Below are 21703 nucleotides of genomic sequence, written 5' to 3'. Positions count from 1 at the left end.
TTAAATGAAATAGTTCATAATAGATGTACGCTAAAAGCAAGTCAGAGAAAAATTACTCTATTTAATATAGAGAACCAAATTCTAAGAAATTTCGTCTGATTAATATTAATATCAAATTCTTTTAGAGTAGGGGGGTATGTATTTTGAAAAAGGTAATTATTCTGTCCTTGATATGTGCGGTAATAATAATTTTAGTAGTTTTATCATTAAGTATATTAGGAAAGAAACCATTTAAAGTTTTACAGACTGAAGATGTTATAAAAGTCGAGGTGCTAGTACAACCACCCAATACAAAGAAAGAGGTAACAGATAGCATACAGATTCAAAAATTGGTAGAGATTTTAAATAAAGTTGTAGTCTACAAAAAAGATCATTCATGGGGAGAATATGATGGTCAATCTGTACTATATACAATTACTAAAAAGAACGGTGAGATTATAATAATAAGGGCTTGTAATCCGTTTTTAGTTCTTAACAATGTTGGATATAAAACAAAATATCAGCCTTGTGAAGATTTAAATGCATTAGCAAATTCAATAATACGAAAATAAATTTATTTTTAAATGCTTTATTCTCTTTCACTATGTAGACTTAAAAGGAGTACTATATACATCCCTGTTCAAATTTATGCCTTATACCTTTGTTTTTATCTAAGGAAGTATAATATTAATAAAAAGATGAAAATTTACAAGGTAAATTTTGGACTTTTGTGTTATGATTTGATTATATAGTAAAACATATCTTTGTCACCGGATAAAGAAAAAAAGTGTTATTGCTTCTACCGTAGGTCTTTGAAGGTAGGAGGGGTAACACTTTTTTGTTTGTAAATGGATATATGGAATATATTTCAAAATAAATAAAGAAAAATCAGTGATCGTATTAAAGAAATTAATTAACAATATATATACAATAAAAGGAGATTAAAAGATGAGTTTTCATTTACGTGAATTTACACCGCCGGATTTTACACAGGAGATGTTTGTCAATGCGCCTGAAGTATTATTAAAGGAGGCGCCAAAGGATCAGGTTGCTCCGGAGAATTATCATGCGATGAGTATCTTTCCGGAGTATTTTAAGATAGGTGGAAATTGGATCTTAGCAAAGGAAAGTAGAATGGATTGCGTGCCGGTATATGAAGGTGGAGAAATTCAGATTAAGGAGTTTCGATTACTTAAACAAGGCGATTTAGTAGTGACCGGAAGAACGGAGAACTGTGAGGATGGGATCTATGTATATCCGAATGGTTTTCATGAGAAAAAAGCGGGACAGGATGTGTTTGCTTTTCGCCAAAGCAGAACAAGAGAAACCGCATTTTCCAGAGATTATGATGAGATATATGAGCTACTTCGCCATGAGAAGGAACATGGTAAAGTGGTTTGGGTTATGGGACCGGCCTTTGCCTTTGACCATGATGCAAGAGATGCATTCTCCAAATTAATCATGAACGGTTATGTAGATGCACTATTAGCCGGAAATGCATTGGCAACGCATGATTTGGAGGCGGCTTATCTGAAAACCGCGCTTGGTCAGAATATTTACACACAGGAAAGCCAGCCGAATGGTCACTATAATCACTTGGATGCAATCAACAGAGTGAAATACCACGGCACCATTGCGGATTTTATCAGAGAAGAGAAGATTGATAATGGAATTATATACCAGTGTGAAAAACACTCGGTTCCCTATGTGTTAGCAGGTTCCATTCGTGATGATGGTCCTCTTCCGCCAGTTCATGCAGATGTATATGAAGCGCAGGATGCGATGAGAAATCAGATTAGAGAGGCAACAACAGTGATTTGTATGGCGACGATGCTCCATACAATTGCAACAGGCAATATGACTCCATCCTACCGAGTCGATAAAGAGGGAAGAATACGCCAGGTGTATTTTTACTGTGTTGATATATCGGAATTTGCAGTGAATAAGCTTGCGGACAGAGGAAGTCTGGCTGCAAGAGGAATTGTCACAAATGTGCAGGATTTTATTGTAAATTTAAGCAAAGGGCTGGAATTATAGGCTTATAGAACGGGATATAAAGATAGAGAAAAAATATGTAAAAGATAGGACAGCCGTGATTGAAAAAGTGATCGGGGCTGTTCTTTTTCTAGAAAAATTAATTAATTTTGATAATCATTATCAAATAGCTTGACAAGGGAGGGATTCTGTTATATGCTACTTTCGTTCTTGAACAAACGATCGAATACATACGAAGCGTTAGGTGGCAAAATATATTGGCCGTATAAATTGCATTACCTAAGAATGAGACTAAAGGAGAGTACATATGAAATTCAGCAAAATAAGCATCATTTTTGTTATGGTATTAGCAATGTTTTTAACCGCTTGCTCAAATTCTAAAACTAGCACAAAGGATGATAGTGATAAAACAACAGAGGCAACTCCAACAGGAAAACAAGAAGAGACATCAAAGGATGATGTGGTAACAAAATATCCGATTACAATAAAACATGCTTTTGGTGAAACGGTGATTAAAGAGAAGCCGGAACGTGTAGTTACAATTTCTTGGGCAAATCAAGATGTACCTTTAGCTCTCGGTGTTGTTCCGGTTGGTGTATCCAAAGCAAATTATGGTGTTATTGATAATAGCGGGCTACTACCTTGGACTGCTGAAGGCTTTAAGAAACTTGGTGTAGATAAACCGGTACTATTTAATGATACAGATGGCTTAGACTATGAAGCGGTAAGCAATGCAAAACCGGATGTAATTTTAGCAGCTTATTCCGGTATAACGAAGGAAGAATATGATATGTTAAGCGCAATTGCGCCTGTGGTAGCATATCCGACTATGGCATGGCAGACTTATTGGCGTGATCAGATAGTGATGGATGCAACCGGTATGGGTATGAAGACAGAAGGAGAAGAGCTTGTTAAAAAACTGGAACAATTGATTACGGATAAGACTTCTGAGTATCCACAGCTGAAAGGAAAATCAGCAGCATTCTTCTATTTTAATCCTGCTGATCTGGGTAAATTCTATGTATATCTGCCTGCAGATCCACGTGCAGCATATTTAACTGATTTGGGTATGAAATTCCCTGAAAGTGTATTAAACCTCGCAAAGGATAACAAAACATTTGCACTCGAGCTCAGTGCGGAGAATGTAGATGTATTAAAGGATGTGGATGTTATTGTTGCTTATGGCGATGATAAATTGTTAAAGGCATTACAGAAGGACAAGCTTATTGGTACGATTCCGGCGGTGAAGAGGGGTTCCGTAACATTGATTGAGGATGGAACACCGTTAGCAGCATCTGGAACACCAAGTGCGTTATCGATACCTGCTACTATTGATGAATATTTGAAACGAATCGGAGAGGCAGCTGATAAAGTTCAATGAGAAAGTCAAAAATAATGATACTGGCAATAACCGGTACGATCAGCATAACGTTGTGTATCTTAGCCTCATTGGCGTTTGGTGCACGTTACATAAAATTCAATGAAGTGATTACGTACTTGTTTCAAAGTGATGATACATCTATTAAAGCATTAGTAGTACGGGAACGAATTCCAAGAACCGTATTCAGTTTGATTGCCGGAGCCTCCTTAGGAGTCTCTGGCGCTCTTATGCAGGCAATCACAAGAAACCCGATAGCAGATCCCAGTATACTGGGCGTGAATACAGGAGCTTCTTTATTTGTGGTTAGTGGTATTGCATTTTTTCATATCGGATCATCAAGTGAATACTTATGGTTTGCATTACTTGGAGCAGGACTCAGCGCTCTTTTTGTATATAGCGTCGGATCACTCGGACGCGGAGGTGCTACACCAATTAAGCTTGCATTAGCCGGAGCAGCCACCAGTGCAGCATTATCCTCTTTGGTAAGCGCTATCATATTACCACGAACGGAAGTAATGAATTCATATCGCTTCTGGCAGGTTGGAAGTGTCAGCGGTGCGACATGGGAAGGAATTATTACAGTTTCACCGTTTTTAATTGGAGGAATTGTAGTGGGTATTTTGGCTACACCTGCACTGAATGCAATGGCACTTGGTGATGAGATGGCAACAGGCTTGGGAGTGAAGACCGGAAGAATTCGATTAATTACTGCGATGGCGGGTGTAATACTTTGCGGAGCTACTACTGCATTGGCAGGACCCATCGGATTTGTTGGGCTTATGATTCCACATACAATGCGATTAATCTGTGGACCTGATATGAGATATACGGTTCCGATGTCAGCGGTTGGCGGTGCAGTTTTACTTACTGTATCGGATATTGTCGGAAGGCTAATCGGAACTCCCGGGGAGCTTGAGGCTGGTATTATTACTGCATTTTTCGGTGCACCGATCTTAATAATTATAGCAATGAGAGCAAAGGTACGATCCATATGACGGAGAAGAATATTAATATATTAAAAAAAGGTTATTTTCGAAGAAGAACAAGATGGCTGGTGGTGACAGTATTGTTGTCAGTATTGGTGCTAGTACTTTCCGGTGCGATGCTGCGATTCGGCAATATTAACTATTCCTTATCCACAGTGATTCGGGTAATATTCGGAGAACAGATTCAGGGAGCATCCTTTGCAATTGGAAGCATTCGTTTACCGCGAATGTTGGCAGGATTACTGGTTGGTATTGCATTTGGTATAGCAGGGAATACATTTCAGACCATGTTAAGGAATCCGCTTGCCAGTCCTGATATTATCGGAGTAACTTCGGGTTCCAGCGTGGCGGCTGTTTTTTGCATTCTTATCTTAAGAATTAGCGGAACTGTGGTATCCATAGCGGCTGTAGTTTTTGGTTTACTTATTGCAGGAATTATATATTTTCTCTCTAGAGGTGGAAGCTTTTCAGGAGGAAGATTAATCTTGATCGGAATTGGAATTCAGGCGATGATGAATGCTTTGATTTCCTTTTTATTACTGAGAGCAAACCAATACGATGTTCCGGCTGCTCTACGTTGGATGAGCGGAAGTCTGAATGGAATGCAGATGAAGAATATTCCGGTTTTGTTTGTGGTAGTAATGATTTTTGGAAGTATCATTATTCTGATGGGTAGACATTTAATAATCCTGGAGTTGGGTGATCAATCGGCAATTACATTGGGAGTACGAACGGATATCACTCGAATTATTCTGGTCTTGAGTGCGGTATTTTTAATTGCTTTCTCCACCTCAGTTACAGGACCGGTTGCATTTGTAGCCTTTCTAGCAGGTCCAATTGCCGGAAGGTTAGTAGGTACCGGAGTATCCAATGCGATCCCATCTGCTTTAGTGGGGGCGGCGTTGGTACTTGGAGCAGATTTGATTGGACAATTTGCATTCAGCGTTCGATTCCCGGTTGGAATTATTACCGGAATTATGGGTGCTCCATATCTACTTGTTTTATTGATACGAATGAATCGCGCAGGAGGTGCAGCATGAATAAGATACATGAATTTGAGGGACGAAAGCTTCAAGCAGGCTATGAGAATAAGACAATACTTCATGGGATTGATGTTGCTATTCCAAGTAATAAAATCAGTGTAATAATTGGGGCAAATGCGTGCGGTAAATCAACGTTACTAAAAACATTGGCTCGTCTGATAAAGCCTACCTCGGGCGATACCGTATTGGATGGTAAAAAGATCAGTTCCTTTCCATCAAAAAAATTAGCTCAGCTGTTAGGGTTATTACCACAGTCCCCGGTTGTACCGGAGGGAATTATGGTATCTGATCTGGTGGCACGCGGACGTTTTCCATATCAGACCTTTTTAAAGGGAATGGATAAAGAAGATTATGAAGCAGTAGCAGAAGCATTAGAAATCATGGGCATCACGGAGCTTGGTGACCGCTGTGTGGATGAGCTTTCCGGTGGTCAGCGTCAAAGAGTATGGATTGCCATGGCATTAGCGCAACAGACCGATATCCTTCTGCTTGATGAACCTACAACCTTCTTAGATATCGCTTATCAGGTTGAAATTCTTGATTTGCTTACGGACTTAAATCGCAAGAGAGGAACTACGATTGTTATGGTACTCCATGATATCAATCTTTCTGCAAGATATGCGGACTACATATTCGCGGTTCATCAGGGCAAATTAGTAGCGCAAGGGACTCCGGACGATGTAATATCCGAGGAGTTGATAAAAACAGTTTATGGACTGGACTGCGCAGTAATTAAAGACCCTGTATCCGGTTCGCCCTTTATTGTGCCTAAGGGACGTTATCATGTAAGTTAGGCTGATAGACATTATTCGAGATAGATTAAAACAATAAGATAACAAACGCAGAAATAAATTGCTTAACGGTGTTTGGTTTCTCTCACCTCTTTTCAAGGTGTAGGAGAAATTAACATCGTTTATTTAGTTTTGCTATACAAACACCAGAATAGGACACATTGTAGAATAAGGGAAAATATGTTATAATTCTGCATGGGATATTGAGTTCGTATGCCCAAAAGGTTAAGGAATTCAAAGGGGGTTGAGTATGGAGGCAAGAGAGAGGTTATTTCAATATAAAAAGATTTATGACCAGCAAGGCAGCGAGGAATTATTCCTAGCAGCTATGAGGGAATCGATCGATTATCATGATAAGCATTGCGAATTCTATCATGAACTGATCAAGAAAAAAGGATTTCATCCGGAGCAGATAAAAGAGATAGATGATATTGTAGACATACCGCCCATTCCGGTGGATTATTTTAAAAAACATGAGGTGAAAAGTATTAAGGAGGAAGAGGTAGAGGTTCATGCAACCTCGTCAGGAACCTCCGGTCAGAAAAGCCAAATCTTTCTTGATAAAAGAACTGTGGAACTTGGTACAAAAATGATTATTAAGTCAATGTTCTATCATAAGTTTGTTTCGGTTATTCCGACGAATTATCTATTACTTGGTTATGAGCCAAAGACCGGTAATGATATGGGGAATGTTAAGGTTCTTACCGGTATGACACGTTTGGCTCCTGCACTGCATAAATTTTTCGCGCTCAGACCGATGGGGGAGGAATATCGGATCGATTATTTCGGTATTATGAATGCACTGATAAAATATGATAAACAGAAGCTTCCTGTTCGTATAATGGGATTCCCATCTTATCTTTATATGTTGTTATCAACGATGAAGGAAATGAAGATAAAACCTTTAAAGTTAAATAAAAAATCAATTGTATTTACCGGTGGGGGATGGAAAAAGTTTAATGATATTGCTATTAAAAAAGAAGACCTTCATGCATTAATTGAGGAAATGCTAGGCATTCCGGCAAAAAATTGTAGGGATTTCTATAGTGCTGTAGAGCATAGTGTGGCTTATCCGGAGTGCTGTAATCATCATATGCATGTACCGATTTGGAGCAGGGTAGTAATTCGAGATGTACAGACACTGGAACCGCTCGGATATGATCAACCAGGATTTCTAAACTTTATCAGCCCTCTGGTATCCTCCATGCCACTTTCCTCCGTAATTATGGGAGATATGGCAGTTCTAAGGGATGGAAGTAAATGCGGATGCGGGATTACCACACCGTATTTTGAGATAATTGGCAGAGCAGGAACTAAAGATGCTAGAACCTGTGCAACTTCCGCTTCTGAACTAATGGGGAATTAAATTGCGAAAATCAGGATATGAGATATTTATTTGTTATATAATTTGCTGGTTGAAGAAAGGCGAGGAAATAATATGGAGCATATCTTTCGAGGGAAAGTGATTTCAGAAGATGAGCGGAATCATTATCTTTTAAAACTTGAAGAGACACTGAATAAAGATTTATTGCTGGGTCCGCCGGACACTCATATGGTAATCAATGCAATTAAGATATTAGTGGAGCAAACTGATTTTGAAGCATTTCATCAACAGTTGATTGAGATGGGGATGAGTAGCTGGAAAGCAGAGGACTTAATTAATACGATTCGTGATGGACTTACTCCGGAAGCGCTGACACTCAAAATCGAGCGAGAATTAGGAAATGATTTTTATAGGTGGAGAGATGTTGAGAAAAATATTCAGGAACGCCAACAGCCGATGGGAGTAATCATACATATCGGAGCAGGAAATGTGGTTGCACTGTCCGTATTAAGTGTGTTGGAAGGTTTGTTGTCCGGTAATATCAATATATTAAAGCTACCATCCTATGAAGGAGGCATCTCGTTTCAACTGCTAAAACAACTCGTGAAAATTGAACCTAGGTTAGAACCATATATTTATGTTTTTGACATCTCGTCAAGAGATACCGACACGATAAAGAAATTCGGAGATGTGGCTGACGCTATTATCGTATGGGGCTCTGATGAGGCGATTAGCGGTATACGAATGATCGCACCTCCCAGTTTGCCAATCATTGAATGGGGACACCGAATTAGTTTTGCTTATATGACACCGGGAGAACATATGGAGAATGCATTTCAGCAATTAGCGCATGAGATTTGCTTAAGTGATCAGCAATTTTGCAGCTCTCCGCAGTGTCTGTTTATTGAAATAGATGATATCGCTTTGCTCGAACAGAGCGCATTTCAATTAAAAGAAGCATTGTACTCAGCGGGGGAAATGTATCCACCTCAACCATTAGGGATTCATGAGCAGGCAGAGGTGACCTGGACGAAAGAGATGATCAAGCTCGAAGAAATCGAGGGAACACAAAAACTGGTGGAGGGTAAGGAACGTGATTTTAGCATTATGATTGATGTGGAACCTTCGTTAAAGGCATCTCCTTTATATCGTAACATTTGGCTTATGCCAATTAAGCGAGACGAAATCATGAAGATATTAAGAATACATAAGGGGCATCTTCAAACGGTAGGCTTAGCATGTAGTGAGAATGAGTATGAAGAGTTAACCGATTTGTTTTATAAGGCAGGAGTAAATCGTATCACTTCCTGCGGATCTATGTCACTTACCTACATTGGTGAACCTCACGACGGGAAACCCTCCTTGTTACAATACACAAGGTGCGTTAGCAGATGTAAAAATCAGAATTAAATGATTTATGGAAAACTAAATATTGCCCAGAATTCAAATGATATTCCATACAATTTGAAATATAAACTATAGTACTTCAACTAACTGTTAATAGTACTTGAAGCCTTGGAAAGATTTTGTGAAAGCAGTAATTGAAATAAAATATAGTGCTATGATATAATACAACTTATAAATGCATTGTATTCCCATACATAATATATGTGATTCGTCGATGAGGTAATAAAAACAATTAGGTATAAACAAATCCCTTAAGATGAATAATGCTAATAAATTACGAGAGGAGAATCATTATGACTAAAACAATATATTTGGCAGGAGGATGCTTTTGGGGTACTGAGCAGTATCTTCAGAATGTGAAAGGGGTATTATTCACAGAAGTAGGCTATGCCAATGGAAATACAAAGAATCCAACTTATGAAGAGGTTTGCCATAACAACACAGGCCATGCGGAAACTGTTAAGGTGGAATATGATGGTAGTGTAATTGGGTTACCATTTGTACTGAATCTTTATTATGATGTAATCAATCCTATAAGCGTGAACCGACAAGGCGGAGACAGCGGGGTGCAATATCGTACCGGTGTCTATTATGTGGATAGTCAGGATGAAGAGGTGATAATAGAATCCATCCGGGAACTGCAGAAAAAATATAAGGAAAAGATCGCGATTGAAGTAAAACCTCTATCAAATTATTATAAAGCGGAGGAATACCATCAAAAATATCTTGATAAGAATCCAACTGGATATTGTCATATCTCAAGGGATAAATTCGAGACGGTGAAGACCGCTGTAGATCCAACGAAAAAGTAAAGAGTGATATTATGATATCTTCGTAGAAAGAAAAATCTATGATTCCTTGCAATATAGGATAAGAACCGATATAATATTGAATTACAATATGGTGCTTTGCAAAAAGTTAAAAGGGAATGTGGTTTAAGTCCACAACAGCCCCCGCTACTGTAAACGGTTTGAAAGCTGTATGAATTAGTCATTGGTGAAAGGTAGAGCTTCAATCATTTGCCGGAAACATTGTTTCGGTTGAAAGGATTGCCTGGATCTGAGAAGACCGCAGTAAGTAAGATAACCGTAAGTCAGGAAACCTGCCATATATATTTGTTTTGCTACACTTCGGAGGGAAGCGGGAGCAGAAGGAGCACATTATGACAGGTGATCTTACCTTCTATGAATTAGATCATTCCGGCAGAATAAAAGACAGGATTCAAATATCATTGTCATTATTAATATAATTTTAGTCGGGCTTTGATTGGAATAATTAAATTATTCCGATTTAAGCCCTTTTGTTGTGTCTTCCAACCAAAAAAATGAATATATCAACCTATTCATATTGGATAAAAGTGCATAGAATTAGAGGATTGGATGCTTTAGGCAGAGAATTATTATAAATAATGATATAAGAATAATTATCAGATAGGAAGGAGGGATTCTACATGAAACTACCAAGAATAATGATTAGTGCACCCTCGAGTGGAAGCGGTAAAACCATGGTTACTTGCGGGCTTTTGCAGGCCTTGGTTAATCGTGGACTGAAGACCGGAGCCTTTAAATGTGGTCCGGACTATATCGATCCGATGTTTCATACGAAGGTTATCGGTGCAAAATCGAAAAATCTGGATGGCTTTTTTACCGATGCAGATACGGTTAGGTATCTATTTGCACGAACTGCGGGAGAATGTGAGATCTCGGTAATTGAAGGTGTGATGGGCTTTTATGACGGACTTTCCTCCACATCCGATCAGGCATCCTCCTATGAGATGGCCAAGATCACGGATACTCCGGTTATACTAGTGATAAATTGTAAAGGGATGAGTTTATCCATATTACCCATTATTCAGGGATTTCTGAACTTTAAACAGGATAGCCATATTAAAGGGGTGATTCTTAACAGGATTTCGGAACGGTTATATGGAGATATCAAGAGAATGATTGAAGAGGAGCTATCCGTTCGTGTACTGGGGTATATTCCACATGTGGCAAATCTTGTGATTGAAAGCAGACATTTGGGGTTGGTCTTACCGGAAGAAGTGAAGGATTATAAATATAGGTTAAATGAATTGGCACGGATATTAGAGCAAACGCTTGATATCGATGAGATCCTCGAATTGGCAGATCATACATCGGAACTAACTTATCAAGATCCCGTTGTACCGAAGATAGAGGGAAGCGTCAGAATTGCAGTAGCGATGGATGAAGCGTTTTGCTTTCACTATGAAGATAATCTTCAACTACTTCGGGATATGGGAGGAGAGCTTGTAGAGTTTTCCCCGATGTATGACAAAGAGCTTCCGAAAGGAGTACTGGGATTAATCCTTAGCGGAGGGTATCCGGAATTAGCCGCAAAGCAGCTGAGTGAGAATGTGTCGATGAAGGAATCTATAAAAGAAGCAATGATGAACGGCTTACCTTGTATTGCGGAGTGTGGAGGCTTTATGTATCTGCATCGTAGTATGGAGAATATTGAAGGTCAGAGATATCCGATGGTAGGTGTAATTGATGGAGAGGTGTATAAGACAAATCGATTGAACCGTTTTGGATATATTGAATTAAGCGCAAATCACGATCAGCTTCTATTTAAGACAGGGGAAAGCGTCAGAGGACATGAGTTTCATTATTTTGAAAGTACATCTTTGGGCTCATCTCTAACTGCCCGTAAACCAAATCGAGACACTCAGTGGAACTGTATTCATGGTAGCGATACGATGGCATTAGGCTTTCCCCATCTTTATTATTATTCCAATCCACAAGTGCCCTACCGATTCTTAGAAAAGTGTAGGGAATATCATGAATGAAATAAAACAGAAGGCGGAGGCTCTCTTGAAAAAATTTGAAGATATATTGAATGAGATTGAAGGTTCAAATAAACATGCGATGACAAACTGTAGACATAGATGGGATAGTATCGCAAAACCATTACATAGTATGGGTAAGCTGGAGGAAGGGATAATTAAGATTGCCGGAATTATTGGTTCTACACAGATAGAATTAAATAAAAAGGCACTTGTAATCATGTGTGCAGATAACGGTGTTGTGAAGGAGGGAGTCACACAGACCGGAAGTGAGGTTACCGCAATTGTAGCGGAGAATTTCCTTGACATGAAATCCTGTGCCTGCGTAATGGCAAGGCAGGCAGGAGCGGATGTATATCCAGTAGACATCGGAATAAATCGTGATACCAGATTGGGGAATCATAATAAGATTGCTTATGGTACCGGGAATATTGCACGGGAACCTGCTATGACTAGGGAACAGGCTATAAGGGCAATTGAGGTAGGTATTAATATCGTGTTCAAATTAAAGGAACAGGGATACCAAATCATAGCGACCGGCGAGATGGGAATTGGAAATACGACGATAAGTAGCGCAATTGCAGCTGTTATTTTGGATGTGCCGGTGGAAATGGTTACAGGTAAGGGAGCAGGGTTAACAGATGAGGGCTTAATAAGAAAAGTCAAGGTTATTAAGCAGGCTATTGAGAAAAATATTCCGGATAAAAATGACCCTTTAGATGTATTGGCTAAAGTAGGCGGATTTGATATCGCCGGAATTGTAGGATTATATCTAGGTGGGGCAGCGGCAAACGTACCCATAGTGGTCGATGGATTTATCTCTTCGGTCGCCGCTTTGGTTGCTACAAGGATAGAACAAAAGGTGAGTGACTATATCCTCCCGTCCCATGTATCCAAGGAAAACGCAGGAATGTTAACATTAAATGCGCTTGGAATAAGCCCGTTCCTTACATGTGATATGTGTCTTGGCGAAGGTACCGGTGCGATAGCGCTATATCCATTACTGGATATGGCATTAGCGGTGTACCGGGAAATGAGTACCTTTGAAGAAATCGAGATAGAAGCATATCAACCATTATAATTGTAAGTAGAATAAGACTTTTATATAATAAATAATTCATAAGGAAAGGTATGGCTAGATTTATGATATCAGTGATAATCGGTGGGAGCGGCAGCGGTAAATCAGAATATGCAGAAAATCATATAGTGAAATTGTCAAAAGACAAAGAAAGCTCTTTGATATACATTGCTACCATGCAACCTTTTGATGAGGAAACCAGAATCAAAATCAAGAAGCATCAGAAGATGAGGGAATGCAAGGATTTTTCTACGATAGAATGCTTTCTCGGTCTGAAGAAGATTACAATACCCCCACATTCCTCTATTCTATTAGAGTGTATGTCGAATCTGGTTGCAAATGAGATGTTCTCGGCTTACGGTGCTGCAGGCAATACAATCGAAGAGGTTTTATCGGGGGTAGAAGGTTTAATTCGTCAGTCTGAGAATCTGGTTATTGTGACAAATAACATCTTTGAAGATGGCATTACCTATGATTCTACAACACTGGAATATATGAATGTGTTAGGTATAATCAACCAGAGAATCGGTACCAGGGCAGATCAGGTAATCGAAGTAGTTCATGGAATTCCTGTTGTATGGAAGAAAGAAAAAATGAGATAAAGAAACAAATGAAAGGCAGGAAGTATGATGCGTATCATAAGGAGTTTTATTATTGCATTCGGGATGTATTCAAAATTACCAATGCCAAGAGTGGATTGGTCAAAGGAAAACATGAGATATGTAATGTGTTTCTTCCCGGTCATTGGTGCGGTTATCGGAGGTGTACTTTATCTGTGGGATTACATCGCAGGTATGCTAGATGTGAGCCATATTTTGTATACCGTGGTCATCATAATCCTTCCATTAATAATTACAGGTGGAATCCATATGGATGGGTTTATGGATACAACGGATGCACTTCGTTCCTATCAACCGATGGAGAAGAAGTTAGAAATATTGAAGGATCCGAATTCAGGAGCGTTTGCAGTTATATCATGTGTGGCATATTATCTGATCACGTTTGGATTCTGGTATGAGGTGAATAAGGAAGTGCTTCCACTTCTGGTAATTGGATTTGTTCTGTCCAGGGCGTTAAGCGGTCTATCCGTTGTTACCTTCCCTCTGGCAAAGAACAGCGGACTGGTAGCCATGTTCTCGAATGAGGCAAAGAAGAGAGTGACCGCTTATGTAATGATGGGATACATCGTGGTATGTGCGGCATTAATGGTCATCATTCATCCATATTTGGGAGTTTTTTGTCTAATCGGTTTAGCAATTACCTATCTTTATTATTATCTTATGTCTAGGAAGGAATTCGGTGGTATTACCGGAGATGTGGCAGGGTATTTCCTGCAACTATGTGAACTTGTACTTGTAATATGTGTGGTAATCGGAGGAAAGTTATGTGGTTAATTAGCGGAGGCGCTTATCAGGGTAAATTAGAATATATACTGACCAAGACTGGAATGAATGAGAAGGATGTAGAAAGAGGAGAAGAGTGTTTCTTGGAGGAGTTATTAAGTAAACCAATTGTAAATCATTTTCACTTATGGATTGACCGTATGCTGAAGGAGGAGAGAGATCTGGATCCGTTGATCGATCAGATAATTGAGAAAAATCCATCCATCATTATCGTAGTAGATGAGCTTGGATGTGGCGTAGTTCCTGTAGAGCCCTATGATAGAAGGTATAGAGAGATAACCGGAAGAATTTGTTGCAGACTTGCACAGGAAGCGAAGGAAGTACACCGGGTTATGAATGGTATAGGGATGGTGATCAAGCATGATTGAGGTAGTGTTAATCCGTCACTTTGCCACGGAAGGAAATCTGTCAAAGCGCTACATCGGAAGTACGGATGAACCGCTTAGTGAGACCGGCGTTAATGAGAAGAGTAAACACCATTATCCTAAAGTGGATGCTGTTTTTATAAGTCCGATGATTCGATGTTGCCAGACAGCTGAGCTAATCTATCCGGATCGGATGTTTCATGTATATGAGGAGCTGAAAGAGTGTGATTTCGGTGAGTTTGAGAATAAGAACTACCTTGAGATGTCCGATAATCATGCTTATCAGGATTGGATTGATAGTAATGCAACGATGCCATTTCCAGGAGGAGAGGATTTGAAGGAATTTAAAGCCCGGTCGATAAGCGGGTTTTTAAAAGTCATCAAATATTGCATGCAACAGGAATACCAAAGCATTGCTTTAATCGTTCACGGTGGCACCATTATGAGTATTTTAGAACATTTCAGCGATGAGCAGCACCAGTATTATCATTGGCTTGTGGATAACGGAGGTGGATATGTCGGATTATTTGATCTAGAGGAAGGGAGAATAATGAATTTATGTATGATATCGTAATCGTATTGATATGTGGCTTCCTTTTAGACCTGATCATTGGTGATCCCCACTGGCTCTGGCATCCGGTTCGTGGAATAGGGAATTTGATTACGCTTGCCAGCCGATATTTGAGAAAGATTTTCCCTAAGAATAAGAAAGGGGAACTGATTGCCGGAGTGTTTCTTGTAGTTGTGGTAATTGTAATAACAGTTGCAATCCCACTTGCTTTGATAGTTGTACTTAATCATATTAATCCCTATATCAGTATGGTGGTACAGATACTATTCTGTGCACAGCTACTAGCCACTAAGTCCCTAAAGGATGAGAGTATGAAGGTTCATGATGCATTGATGAGGGATGATGTGGAGGGTGCAAGAACAGCAGTTTCTATGATTGTCGGCAGGGACACTAAAAATCTATCCGAACAAGGAATGATCAAGGCGACAGTCGAGACTGTGGCGGAGAATACCTCGGATGGAAGCATTGCTCCTATGTTTTATTTGGCAATTGGTGGTCCTGTACTGGGATTTTTATATAAAGCAGTGAACACAATGGATTCCATGGTGGGATATAAGAATGAGAAATATCTTTATTTTGGGCGGGCAGCAGCAAAATTAGACGATGTTCTTAATTATATTCCTGCCAGAATAGCTGCTTATCTGATGATTTTTGCCGCATTTGTTAAGAGATATCATCCGGCGAATGCATGGAAGATGTACCATAGGGATAGACACCATCATTCAAGCCCTAATTCCGCCCACACTGAGGCGGTAACAGCAGGGGCACTAGAGATCCAACTGGGCGGCGATGCCTATTATTTTGGAGTGTTGCATCATAAGCAAACCATTGGTGACCCAATTCGAGAGGTGGAGAAAAAAGATATTAAGAGAGCAAATGAACTTCTATATCTTACTGCTATAATTGGAATAATCCTGTTTTGTGGAATTCGGTTGATTATACAATATATCATCTGTGTAAAATAAATTGAATTTACCTGTGATTAAATATAATTAACGAAAGAATCGGTGAAAATATTTCATTGGTAACTGAAATTTTCCTTAAAATAAATGAGATGTGAATGAAGCATACTATAAAATTCTTTATATACAAAATCATTAAAAAATTCTATAGGACAAATTTTATTATTTACATAGGAAATGATAAGGAGAACAAGATGTACAAGCACGGTGGCGATGTCTATCAAAATAATGTGAAGTATGATTTTTCTGCAAATATAAACCCGTTAGGAATTCCGGAGCGGGTTATCCAAGCCGCGTGCGATGGAGTGAAGGAGTCAAATTGTTATCCTGACCCGGATTGTGTTAAGCTGCGGGAAGCAATCTCAGCCTCAATTGGTTTACCGTATGATCAGATTATTTGTGGAAATGGAGCTGCGGATTTAATCTTCTCCCTAGCGCTAGCAATTAAGCCTAAGAAAGCACTTATCCCAATCCCTACCTTTTATGAGTACGAGCAGGCATTAAAAACTGTGGGTTGTGAGGTACAGTATGTAATTATAAAGGAAGAGGAGGAGTTTTACCTACAAGAGGACTTCTTACCTTTGATTACGGAAGATATTGATATTCTATTCCTCTGTAATCCGAATAACCCAACCGGAGTTCTATTACAGAAAACCTTTTTGAAAAAGCTGTTAAATCAATGTAACAATTGTGATGTTAAGTTGGTGGTGGATGAGTGCTTTATGGATTTTGTAAGGAGTAGTATGGATTATTCACTTATGGAAGAAGTAAATCAGACGAAGCATTTATTCCTTCTAAAAGCATTTACTAAGATCTATTCTATGGCAGGACTCAGACTTGGCTATGGGGTATGCTCCGATATTAAACTTTTAGAAAGAATGAAGCAGGTAATGCAGCCTTGGAGTGTATCCATTCCTGCTCAAATGGCAGGAATCGCAGCTTTATCAGAAAAAGAGTACGTAAAGCAATCACTCCGGATCATTAGAGTGGAGAGAGAATATTTGATTGGGGAGCTTCAAAAACTAGAGTGTAAGGTTTATCCTTCCTGGACTAATTTTATCTTCTTTCAGGCGAAGCAGGGTTTGTATGAAAGATGTCTAGCCAAAGAAGTGATGATTCGGGATTGTAGTAATTACCCTGGGTTAGAGGAAGGGTATTATCGAATCGCTATTCGAACCCACAGGGAAAATGAATATTTAGTTCAAGTATTGAAGGAGGTGATCGGATGTCAAAGTCAATCATGATACAAGGAACGATGTCCAATGTGGGGAAAAGCCTGATTACCGCGGGACTATGCAGAATTTTTGCACAGGATGGTTACCGTGTTGCACCATTTAAATCCCAGAACATGGCACTTAATTCCTTTATCACTGAAGAAGGGTTGGAGATGGGGCGTGCCCAGGTGATGCAGGCGGAGGCAGCAGGAATTAAGCCGTCGGTTCGAATGAATCCAATCTTATTAAAACCAACTACTGATACCGGTTCTCAGGTGATAGTAAACGGAGAAGTACGAGGGAATATGAGCGCAGTGGATTATTTTCGCTATAAAAAACAATTAATTCCCGATGTGCTAAAGGCATATCACCAATTAGAGGAAGAATATGATATCATTGTGATAGAAGGAGCCGGAAGTCCGGCAGAAATAAATCTAAAATCAGAAGATATCGTTAATATGGGAATGGCAAAGATGGCAAAAGCCCCTGTGTTATTAGTAGGGGATATTGACCGTGGTGGAGTATTCGCTCAATTGGTTGGTACGATGGAATTGTTAGAGGAAGATGAGAAGAGGCTGGTCAAAGGATTAATTATCAATAAGTTTCGAGGTGATAAGTCGATACTTGACCCGGGGACAGTGATGTTGGAGGAGCGTACCAATATACCTGTTGTAGGTGTAACACCCTATATTCATGTAGATATTGAGGATGAAGATAGCCTTTCACAGCGATTTCATACGAAGAAGGAAATTGGCCTAATCGATATTGTAGTAGTAAGATTGCCAAGGATTTCGAACTTTACGGATTTTAATATTCTGGAACGAATGGAAGGGGTATCCCTCCGATATGTGGATAGGGTATCAGACTGGAAGGATCCGGATATGGTTATCATACCGGGAACTAAGAATACTACAAAGGATATGCTCTGGTTAAGACAGAGTGGGCTGGAAGCAGCTATAAAAAGATCAGCATCTAAGAATAAAGTGATTTTTGGTGTATGTGGGGGCTTTCAGATGTTGGGAGAAAACATCGCAGATGAGGTCGGCGCGGAAGAAGGCATTACAATCAAGGGAATAGGCCTGATTCCAATTGATACTGTGTTCAAAGAAGAAAAGGTAAGGACGAGAGTGAAGGGTAGATTTCTTGAGCTGGGGGGAATACTAAAAGAATTGTCCGGTGAAATAATTGAAGGATATGAAATTCATATGGGTATCTCTACGATGAAGGAAGAATTGTCCTCATTAACTTCATTAACGAATCAGATTGACAGTATGGATAAGTTAGATGGAGCAAGTTATAATAACATATATGGAAGCTATATTCACGGAATCTTTGATCAAAGCTCCACAACTAGCAAGCTGATAAGCTGTCTTGCTCAGGAGAAAGGACTTAATTCGGATCGTTTATCTGTAACCGATTACAAGGATTATAAGGAAGTTCAATATGATATATTAGCGGATTCGTTAAGAAAACATCTTGATATGGCGGCTATTTATCGAATCATGGAGGATGGAGCTTAACAAAAACTGTATTTTATAGTTTGATTGTATGATTGCATTACTTATATTGTAAAGGGTGAGTTTCTATGGGAAAAAGGCATGTAGAAAGGCAAGGATAGTAGCATGAAGGGATTAATTCATATCTATACTGGTGATGGCAAAGGAAAAACAACGACTGCGATAGGACTCAGTGTTCGTTTTATCGGAAGTGGCGGCAAAGTATTATTTGCTCAGTTTTTAAAAGACAATAAATCAAGTGAATTAAGTATACTTCGTGAGCTGGAGGGGGTATCCCTCCTTTTATGTGGTGAAACCTTTGGCTTTTACTCAAGAATGAATGATGAGACGAAAAAGAGAGCAAAAGAGGTTTATACTCATTATCTAGAAATGGTGATTGAATCAGCGAAGAAGGAAGAGGCAGGGCTTCTTATTCTGGATGAAATCATCGGGGCTTATAATTACAATTTGATTGATTGTGATTCCTTTTTAGAATTTCTTCGCAACAAACCGGAAGAGCTTGAGGTGGTAATGACGGGAAGGAATCCACAGAGTGAGCTAATTGAACTTGCTGACTACGAATCAGAAATCGTGAAGGTGAAACATCCTTTTGATAAAGGGATATCTGCTAGAATCGGAATAGAAAAATAACTTTGAATATTGATATGTAAATAAATTCTCTTTCTATACGATATTTTTAGTAGGATCATAAACTATATGATATAAAGGATAACAAAAAAGATAAATAAAGGATAAAAAAAAGGATAGCAAAAAGAAGCTGCTTAGATGATAATTCTATTAAGGGATACTCCTTATGAATTACTCTTTAGCAGCAGCTTCTTTTTTGGATTAGTCCGAGGTGGAAATCAAAAGTTAGTTGATTTAATAATATATTACCAGACTTTAATATAGTTTTTGCCCGGTTTCAAAGTAGCGATCGGTCCAAGAGGAGATTGAGCCTCGAGTTTTTGATCAAAGTAATCAGTATCAAGAACCAGCACACTTCCGTCCGGTCTTTCATATTCTGCATCTACGATACGAACCCGTTGTAGAGTGGCAGTGGAGTGAATCTCACCTAATATACTATGGAAGCTTTCCGGTAGATCAATGGAAAGATAAACATCATCACCATCTTCTTTGATGGCAACATTCGGATTAAAATTGGAATCAATCAGCTTGTTTTGCTCGCGGTCAAAAGATTCTGCTCCGCTGAGGTATGCGTTATTATTGATATAAACCGGTTGTTCCACTGAGAAAAATGCTTCATGATCTCCATGAGTTTTATGAACCTCATCGATAAATTCTTCCAGAGAAGCAGTGTATGGATTGTACTGAGCGGTGCCAACACCCGCTAACCCTTCTGCCCCAACAAAGACATTATTGTAGAAGCGGTCATCTCCACCATAGATAAAGGAGAAGCCGGCTACTTTGGTGCTGTGTACCACATGGTATTGCGTAGCTCGATCCAATACTTTTTCCTGTCTCATCTTACCGCAGATTAGGTTATTGATATATGCTCCACCATCAGAGAAATTATCCAGAGCATAGTCGGAAGTCATAATATTATGATCTACCACATATGGTCCATGACTAACTTCTACAAAGAGATCTCTTTGGTTATTGTAAAATAAGTTCTTACTGATTCTGGTACCCTGGGTTTCCCAGTCGGACCAGATACCTAACGAACAATCATGAATCTTGTTATGATGGATCTGGACATCTATCGCTGCATGGAATTTAATGCCTGCAATTTCATAACCATAGGATTCGCGTTTTAAATCAATATTGTAGATGTGGTTGTGATGAATATCGCTGAATACACATCCCAAATGACCGACGATTGCATTTTGTCCGCAATCATAGATCGTGTTATAGCGTACAATATGAGAACCAATCTTTTCTTTGCTCCATCCATTTTGTTTAGCAGTGAATACCGCTTCAAGCTGATAGGTATAGCCCGGCTTGTCCCTGCGAATTGTACGGTAGTTATGTCCAGTGGAAGATTCTTTTCCTAAGCTGACCGCGCTGCATTTTGCATCATGAATGATATTATTCTCAATTATCCAGCCCTTACTCCAATTTGCACCGATAAGACCCGGTTGATCAGCGGTTGGAGGAGCCCATGGTGAAGCAGCTTGCGCCATCTCGAATCCTCTTACTGTGATATAATCAATGCCGGTGGCTTCCGGATAGAAACAGGATCTACGAACATTGATTTCAACTAATTCAACATTTGGATCTGCGCCCTGAAAGTTAGCAAAAATTGTTGTGTTATCAACATCCATTTCTGTGTACCAGACATATTTTGTCTGCTCAACATTATGAACAGGAACCATTTCTTTTCTCCAAAAATCATGGACTTCTGTTCTTGGAGTAGGGTTCTTTAGCTTATCGTATTCATTTACTTCATAGAAGGACATGCCATTGAGATATACCTCTCCAAGGTGTTTTCTCTCCTCTATTGTAACGACCCAGTCACCGAATATAATTTCTTCATATGGATTAAAATCTCCGAAGAAACTATTAGGTAAAACGGTCTTCCATACATTGCCCTCGACATGCTTCCAGCTTTTGATATGTTCTGAACCTTTTATAACAACCTTCTCACCCTCAGCTGATTGATAAGTGATTCTTCTTTTATCACTTAATCCTTTATATTTCGGTTTCACCCATTCACGGTAGGTACCTTCGTGAACCGTAACTGTGTCACCTGCTACAGCGATGGATGCTGCTTTATTTATGGTTAGAAATGGATTTTGAATGGTTCCTTGACCTTGGTCGGAACCGTTTTTTGATACATGATATTCCATTGATAATTGCCTCCTTTAAATTGATCTGAGATAATTATAATTATATATGTCTATGAGTTCTATTCATTCTGTAGTATAATTTGAGACAATAT

At 39.2% G+C, this 21703-nt stretch carries 20 protein-coding genes and 1 riboswitch; of the genes, 19 read left to right on the top strand and 1 reads right to left on the bottom strand.

The features are described from left to right. Positions 1-143 precede the first annotated feature (143 nt). From AC6IWN_RS09560 to AC6IWN_RS09470, 19 genes are all read left to right on the top strand, one after another. Positions 144-551: a hypothetical protein gene (locus AC6IWN_RS09560; RefSeq protein ID WP_497992154.1), complete on the top strand. Its 408-nt coding sequence runs from the start codon at positions 144-146 to the stop codon at positions 549-551. 376 nt (positions 552-927) lie between these two features. Continuing rightward, a complete protein-coding gene (locus tag AC6IWN_RS09555) occupies positions 928-2016 on the top strand; it encodes a putative NPN-dependent ornithine cyclodeaminase (RefSeq protein ID WP_497992153.1) in 1089 nt (362 codons plus the stop codon). A gap of 265 nt (positions 2017-2281) precedes the next feature. After that, positions 2282-3355 (top strand): iron-siderophore ABC transporter substrate-binding protein, encoded by a 1074-nt coding sequence (locus tag AC6IWN_RS09550; protein WP_497992152.1) that lies wholly within the window; start codon positions 2282-2284, stop codon positions 3353-3355. Next, positions 3352-4350 (top strand): FecCD family ABC transporter permease, encoded by a 999-nt coding sequence (locus AC6IWN_RS09545; protein ID WP_497992151.1) that lies wholly within the window; start codon positions 3352-3354, stop codon positions 4348-4350. The genes AC6IWN_RS09550 and AC6IWN_RS09545 overlap by 4 nt, the downstream gene beginning before the upstream one ends. Continuing rightward, complete coding sequence (locus AC6IWN_RS09540) at positions 4347-5381, top strand: FecCD family ABC transporter permease (protein WP_497992150.1); 1035 nt, start codon at positions 4347-4349, stop codon at positions 5379-5381. Before AC6IWN_RS09545 ends, AC6IWN_RS09540 begins: the two co-directional genes overlap by 4 nt. Further along, positions 5378-6178, top strand: a complete 801-nt coding sequence (locus AC6IWN_RS09535) for an ABC transporter ATP-binding protein (RefSeq protein ID WP_497992149.1) — start codon at positions 5378-5380, stop codon at positions 6176-6178. The genes AC6IWN_RS09540 and AC6IWN_RS09535 overlap by 4 nt, the downstream gene beginning before the upstream one ends. A 247-nt stretch (positions 6179-6425) precedes the next feature. Continuing rightward, positions 6426-7541 carry a LuxE/PaaK family acyltransferase gene (locus AC6IWN_RS09530; RefSeq protein WP_497992148.1) on the top strand — a complete coding sequence of 372 codons (1116 nt, stop codon included), beginning with the start codon at positions 6426-6428 and terminating at the stop codon, positions 7539-7541. A gap of 72 nt (positions 7542-7613) precedes the next feature. Beyond that, positions 7614-8909 carry an acyl-CoA reductase gene (locus tag AC6IWN_RS09525; protein WP_497992147.1) on the top strand — a complete coding sequence of 432 codons (1296 nt, stop codon included), beginning with the start codon at positions 7614-7616 and terminating at the stop codon, positions 8907-8909. Positions 8910-9199: 290 nt separating this feature from the next. Beyond that, on the top strand, positions 9200-9718 hold the full coding sequence (msrA, locus tag AC6IWN_RS09520; protein WP_497992146.1) for a peptide-methionine (S)-S-oxide reductase MsrA: 519 nt from the start codon (positions 9200-9202) through the stop codon (positions 9716-9718). A 72-nt stretch (positions 9719-9790) separates the two neighbouring features. Next, positions 9791-10030: riboswitch (cobalamin riboswitch) on the top strand. Between the two features lie 326 nt (positions 10031-10356). Next, entirely contained in the window at positions 10357-11715 is a 1359-nt protein-coding gene (locus tag AC6IWN_RS09515) for a cobyrinic acid a,c-diamide synthase CobB (RefSeq protein WP_497992145.1), read from the top strand. Beyond that, positions 11708-12793, top strand: coding sequence for a nicotinate-nucleotide--dimethylbenzimidazole phosphoribosyltransferase (gene cobT, locus AC6IWN_RS09510; RefSeq protein WP_497992144.1), 1086 nt, complete (start codon positions 11708-11710; stop codon positions 12791-12793). The genes AC6IWN_RS09515 and cobT overlap by 8 nt, the downstream gene beginning before the upstream one ends. 50 nt (positions 12794-12843) lie before the next feature. After that, a complete protein-coding gene (locus AC6IWN_RS09505) occupies positions 12844-13392 on the top strand; it encodes a bifunctional adenosylcobinamide kinase/adenosylcobinamide-phosphate guanylyltransferase (RefSeq protein ID WP_497992143.1) in 549 nt (182 codons plus the stop codon). Between the two features lie 24 nt (positions 13393-13416). Then, complete coding sequence (locus AC6IWN_RS09500; RefSeq protein WP_497992142.1) at positions 13417-14184, top strand: adenosylcobinamide-GDP ribazoletransferase; 768 nt, start codon at positions 13417-13419, stop codon at positions 14182-14184. Next, the gene (locus AC6IWN_RS09495) at positions 14175-14561 is read left to right on the top strand and encodes a bifunctional adenosylcobinamide kinase/adenosylcobinamide-phosphate guanylyltransferase (RefSeq protein WP_497992141.1); all 387 of its coding nucleotides are present in this window, start codon (positions 14175-14177) and stop codon (positions 14559-14561) included. Before AC6IWN_RS09500 ends, AC6IWN_RS09495 begins: the two co-directional genes overlap by 10 nt. Further along, entirely contained in the window at positions 14554-15132 is a 579-nt protein-coding gene (locus AC6IWN_RS09490; protein ID WP_497992140.1) for a histidine phosphatase family protein, read from the top strand. Before AC6IWN_RS09495 ends, AC6IWN_RS09490 begins: the two co-directional genes overlap by 8 nt. Continuing rightward, complete coding sequence (gene cbiB, locus AC6IWN_RS09485; protein ID WP_497992139.1) at positions 15117-16094, top strand: adenosylcobinamide-phosphate synthase CbiB; 978 nt, start codon at positions 15117-15119, stop codon at positions 16092-16094. Before AC6IWN_RS09490 ends, cbiB begins: the two co-directional genes overlap by 16 nt. Before the next feature lie 191 nt (positions 16095-16285). Next, positions 16286-17335: a pyridoxal phosphate-dependent aminotransferase gene (locus tag AC6IWN_RS09480; protein WP_497992138.1), complete on the top strand. Its 1050-nt coding sequence runs from the start codon at positions 16286-16288 to the stop codon at positions 17333-17335. Next, the gene (locus AC6IWN_RS09475; RefSeq protein ID WP_497992137.1) at positions 17317-18825 is read left to right on the top strand and encodes a cobyric acid synthase; all 1509 of its coding nucleotides are present in this window, start codon (positions 17317-17319) and stop codon (positions 18823-18825) included. Before AC6IWN_RS09480 ends, AC6IWN_RS09475 begins: the two co-directional genes overlap by 19 nt. A 102-nt stretch (positions 18826-18927) precedes the next feature. Next, positions 18928-19452: a cob(I)yrinic acid a,c-diamide adenosyltransferase gene (locus AC6IWN_RS09470; protein ID WP_497992136.1), complete on the top strand. Its 525-nt coding sequence runs from the start codon at positions 18928-18930 to the stop codon at positions 19450-19452. Positions 19453-19694: 242 nt separating this feature from the next. On the opposite strand, the gene AC6IWN_RS09465 is transcribed toward AC6IWN_RS09470, so the two are convergent. Then, positions 19695-21611, bottom strand: a complete 1917-nt coding sequence (locus tag AC6IWN_RS09465; protein WP_497992135.1) for a hypothetical protein — start codon at positions 21609-21611, stop codon at positions 19695-19697. Positions 21612-21703: the final 92 nt, after the last annotated feature.

It is taken from the genome of Variimorphobacter sp. HTMS_6, assembly GCF_059717775.1.
This window is presented reverse-complemented; position numbering and strand designations above follow the sequence as displayed.